The 4,377-nt window shown below is 38.3% G+C and carries 3 protein-coding genes, 4 tRNA genes and 1 pseudogene; 1 reads left to right on the top strand and 7 read right to left on the bottom strand.

All coding sequences use genetic code 11. The features are described 5' to 3' along the window. The 5 genes and pseudogenes from AACQ49_RS04995 to AACQ49_RS04975 form a co-directional block, all read right to left on the bottom strand. Nucleotides 1-64, bottom strand: a pseudogene (locus tag AACQ49_RS04995) (GTP-binding protein); the annotation flags it as partial. Nucleotides 65-185: 121 nt separating this feature from the next. Further along, nucleotides 186-261: transfer RNA gene (locus AACQ49_RS04990), tRNA-Thr, on the bottom strand. A gap of 5 nt (nt 262-266) precedes the next feature. After that, nucleotides 267-341: transfer RNA gene (locus tag AACQ49_RS04985), tRNA-Gly, on the bottom strand. Nucleotides 342-423: 82 nt separating this feature from the next. Continuing rightward, nucleotides 424-508 (bottom strand) — tRNA-Tyr (locus AACQ49_RS04980). A 16-nt stretch (nt 509-524) separates the two neighbouring features. After that, nucleotides 525-600: transfer RNA gene (locus AACQ49_RS04975), tRNA-Thr, on the bottom strand. Nucleotides 601-1,037: 437 nt separating this feature from the next. Between AACQ49_RS04975 and coaA the strand changes: the two genes are divergently transcribed. Next, nucleotides 1,038-1,985, top strand: a complete 948-nt coding sequence (gene coaA, locus AACQ49_RS04970) for a type I pantothenate kinase (protein WP_004246971.1) — start codon at nt 1,038-1,040, stop codon at nt 1,983-1,985. Nucleotides 1,986-2,117: 132 nt separating this feature from the next. Here the strand turns inward: coaA and birA are convergent, their stop codons facing one another. Together birA and murB are read right to left on the bottom strand one after the other, a co-directional pair. Next, nucleotides 2,118-3,080, bottom strand: coding sequence for a bifunctional biotin--[acetyl-CoA-carboxylase] ligase/biotin operon repressor BirA (gene birA, locus AACQ49_RS04965; protein WP_017628848.1), 963 nt, complete (start codon nt 3,078-3,080; stop codon nt 2,118-2,120). Beyond that, the gene (murB, locus tag AACQ49_RS04960; protein ID WP_004246973.1) at nt 3,077-4,111 is read right to left on the bottom strand and encodes a UDP-N-acetylmuramate dehydrogenase; all 1,035 of its coding nucleotides are present in this window, start codon (nt 4,109-4,111) and stop codon (nt 3,077-3,079) included. The genes birA and murB overlap by 4 nt, the downstream gene beginning before the upstream one ends. Between the last annotated feature and the right edge of the window lie 266 nt (nt 4,112-4,377).

The raw sequence follows: 4,377 nt of genomic DNA, 5'->3' as shown, positions 1-4,377 counted from the left end.
CAACGTGGCCGATAGTACCAACGTTAACGTGCGGTTTTGAACGTTCAAATTTTTCTTTAGACATTTAAATTGTCCCTCTAAGACACGGAATCGGTGGTTACACCACATCAACCAAGCAGTAATTAAACTAGCGATTAGCTATGCTTGTTAAGATTTTTAATCAGGAAGGCAAGAACATTGGGGAGTGGTGCTGATAGGCAGATTCGAACTGCCGACCTCACCCTTACCAAGGGTGCGCTCTACCAACTGAGCTATATCAGCACATCTGGAGCGGGCAGCGGGAATCGAACCCGCATCATCAGCTTGGAAGGCTGAGGTAATAGCCATTATACGATGCCCGCAGAACTCGGCTACCTGACTTAAAATCAGCTTTGTATTCTACTCAAGTGTTCACGGTTTGAAAACACTTAAGTAAGGAATTAATGGTGGTGGGAGAAGGATTCGAACCTTCGAAGTCTGTGACGGCAGATTTACAGTCTGCTCCCTTTGGCCGCTTGGGTATCCCACCAAATCTAAATTTTAAATGGTGCCGGCACCAAGAGTCGAACTCGGGACCTACTGATTACAAGTCAGTTGCTCTACCAACTGAGCTATGCCGGCTAAGTGGTGCGCATTCTAGGAGGACTTTCGCCATGATGCAACAAAAAAATTGCGATATTTGTTCTTTTGCTTAGATTTTGTTCATTTTTGTATGTATTGTTGATTTTTTAGGAAAAAAACGACCAAAATGACAGCAAAAAAATCAAAGAAAATCCAACGCAATATTCTCTCTGCAATCCTAGATTTATCACTAAACAGTAAAATTCACCTAAAAGAATTATTTTTACGCTTTTATTCTACGCTTATTTTTATTTTTTATGACTATTTTTTGTACTTTTTTTACAAATTTATTCAGTTCGCGTCAAAAAAAGCAGAAAAAAAGTAAAAAATCTCTACGCCTCTGCCACATCACTCGTTATGATGCTGTTTATTTTTTATCGGATACGGGTGTTTTAAACAGCCTGTCCAACCTGCGAATACTAGGCAGATGTTGGCTTATGAATAACAAAGAACGCTTTACAACCCCTTATTTAGAATTTGATAGAAAGCAGTGGGCTACGTTAAGGAATTCGGTCCCCTTAACATTAACAGAAACAGAAATTGCCGACCTTAAAGGCATTAATGAAGAAATCTCAATTGATGATGTCATTGAAATTTATCTTCCATTATCAAGGTTGTTAAATTTCTATATCAGTTCAAATTTACGTCGTCAGGCTGTCTTAGAACAGTTTCTAGGCACAAATAACGCCAAAATTCCTTATATCATTGGTATAGCGGGTAGCGTAGCGGTGGGTAAAAGTACGACTGCCCGTTTACTTCAAGCTTTGCTAACTCGTTGGCCTGAACATCGGAAAGTGGATTTGATTACCACTGATGGATTTTTATTACCTAATGCGGAATTAAAAAAACGCGGAATAATGAAGAAAAAAGGGTTTCCTGAATCCTATGATATGCATAGTCTTGTCTCTTTTGTCTCTGATATTAAATCGGGCAAAAAGCAAGTGACTGCACCTGTCTATTCTCATTTAGTGTATGACATTATTCCAGACAAAAAACAGGTCATTGAGCAACCCGATATTTTGATCCTTGAAGGACTCAATGTATTACAGAGTAATCAAGACTACCCTCATGATCCACATAATGTTTTTGTATCAGATTATGTCGACTTTTCCATTTATGTTGATGCAGATGAAGCATTATTGAAACACTGGTATATCAGCCGATTTTTAAAATTCCGTGAAGGGGCATTTACCGATCCCGAATCCTATTTCAATAATTATTCCAAGCTGAGTCGCGAAGAATCTATTGAGATCGCGTCTTCCATTTGGCAAGAAATTAATGGCTTAAACCTAAAGCAAAATATTTTACCAACCCGTGAAAGAGCCAGCTTGATTATGACTAAAGGTGATAACCATTCGGTTAAAAGCGTTAGATTACGTAAATAAATCTTACCTATTTAGAGAATAGATAAATTATCAATTCTCACCCTATAAATAGGCGGATTAAATTTAAATATGCTCTCTTTACCTATTTTAGAGAGCATATTTTAATATGAAAATTGTAGCAAAATAAACCAATTATGGTGCACTTCGTAGCGATATCTCACCACCAATATAGGGTACTATTTTATTGTTTTGTTCTAAAAGTAACGCCCCTTGCTCATTAATACCTTTAGCGATACCAAAGATCTCTTTGTCACCAATAATTAATTTAACACGCCTATCAATAAAATTATCTAAACTTTTCCAACGTTCAATAAAAGCAGATAACCCCTGTTTTTCAAATTGTACAAATGCTTTTCTTAGCGCATTAGTGATTTCACAAGCCAACTGATTCCTATCTATTTTTATCCCTACCTGCTCTAAATTAATCCATTGTTGGTTTATTGCATCTTTTTGATTGTTACTCATGGCGATATTAATACCAATGCCAGTAACAATATGCGCAACATCACCTGTTTTTCCCGTTAATTCAACCAAGATCCCAGATAATTTTTTATCATTTAAGTAAAGATCGTTTGGCCATTTAACTTTGACACCATTCGCACCAAATTGCTGTAAAACTTCAGCAAGGATCACACCAACAACTAAACTTAGCCCGATTGCTGCAGCAGGCCCTTGATCCAATTTCCAATACATACTGAGATATAGATTACGACCAAAAGGAGAGATCCATTGCCGCCCTCTACGCCCACGCCCTGCAGATTGATATTCAGCAATACAAACATCACCGGAGGTTAATTCACTAATACGCTGTATCATATACTGGTTAGTTGAATCAATAACCGGTATCACACGAGCTGGTGCACCTTGAATGCCACGATTGACACGTTCACTGTTTAACAGGTTCATCGGTGCATCTAACTGATAACCCTGACCTGCCACTGTATGAATGTCGATACCCCAGCTACGCAATGTCTTGATATGCTTATTAATCCCTGCCCGTGTCATCCCCAAACTTTCGCCTAATTGTTCTCCTGAATGGATCTCACCATCAGCAAGGATATCGATGAGTAATAGAGGAGTTGATGTCTCTTTCATGAAATAGCATCCACCGCGTTAATCTCGCCATGCCGTCCAATAAAACGCACTTCCGGCTCTAATTGCACTCCAAAACGTTCAAATACCTTTTGGCGAATATAACTTGCTAAATTAACAATATCGCGCCCACTTGCCTTGCCTTCTTTATTAATTAATACCAATGCCTGTTTTGTATGCACAGCAGCGCCACCGCTCTGATAACCTTTCAAACCACATTGATCAATAAGCCAGCCTGCAGCAAGTTTTACACCATTATGTTGTACATATTGAGGGCAAAATGGATATTTACTTTTTAAGCGTTGTGCAAGTTTTATATCAACAATAGGATTTTTAAAAAAACTACCCGCATTACCTGTAAGAGCAGGATCCGGCAATTTACTTGTCCTCATACCGCATACAGATTCGAATACTATCTGTGGTGTGACTGTTTCTGGTGATAATTTAGCTAAATCACCATAGGTCAAAATAGGTTCCCAATGTTTATTCAGCACTAAACCAACCGCAATAATTGCATAACCTTGCTGATAGTGATGTTTAAAAATACTGTCGCGATAGCCAAATTGGCACTCTTCATTTGTTAAACGCGTGACTTTACCAGTGCTTAACTCAACAATATCAACATAGGCGCAAACGTCTTTTAATTCTTTACCATAAGCACCAATATTTTGTATGGGAGCAGACCCAACATTACCAGGGATTAAAGCGAGATTTTCTAACCCATAAATATGCTTTTCAATTAAGCTCTTTATAAGGTTATGCCAATTTTCACCTGCCCCAACATGAATATGCCATTGTTGCTCATCTTCTGTAATTTCAATGCCAGAAATACAGTTTCTAATCACCGTACCGTTAAAATCTTCAATGAATAAAACATTACTCCCTCCGCCTAAAATAAGAATAGGCAGTTTTTGGTCTTGAGCATTTTGCCAGTACCGACAGAGTTCATCTGTATTCTTTGCCGTTTCTATATGACGAGCATTGGCTTTCAAACCAAATGTATTAAATGATTGCAATGAAATAGGTTCATTCATGAAAGTCGACCTCATTTAGCTGATAGCTTAGTTTAGCAGTCAACCTGCTGTGAGGATAGCGCGAGTGAGCTGTTGGTAGGTAATAAGAGTAAGTTAAAAAGATACCTATATTATTCTAGGTATGATGATTATTAAGAATAAAGAAAAACAAATGCAAAAAAGCCAACCCATTGGGTTGGCTTTCTCGTCTTATTTAATGCTTAGCAGTTCCCTACTCTCACATGGGGAGACCCCACACTACCATCGGCGCTACGGCGTTTCACTTC

It is taken from the genome of Proteus sp. G2675 (assembly GCF_963886535.1).
Taxonomy (GTDB): domain Bacteria; phylum Pseudomonadota; class Gammaproteobacteria; order Enterobacterales; family Enterobacteriaceae; genus Proteus; species Proteus mirabilis.
The sequence above is the reverse complement of the archived record's forward strand: the minus strand, read 5'-3'. Positions and strand labels throughout refer to the sequence as shown.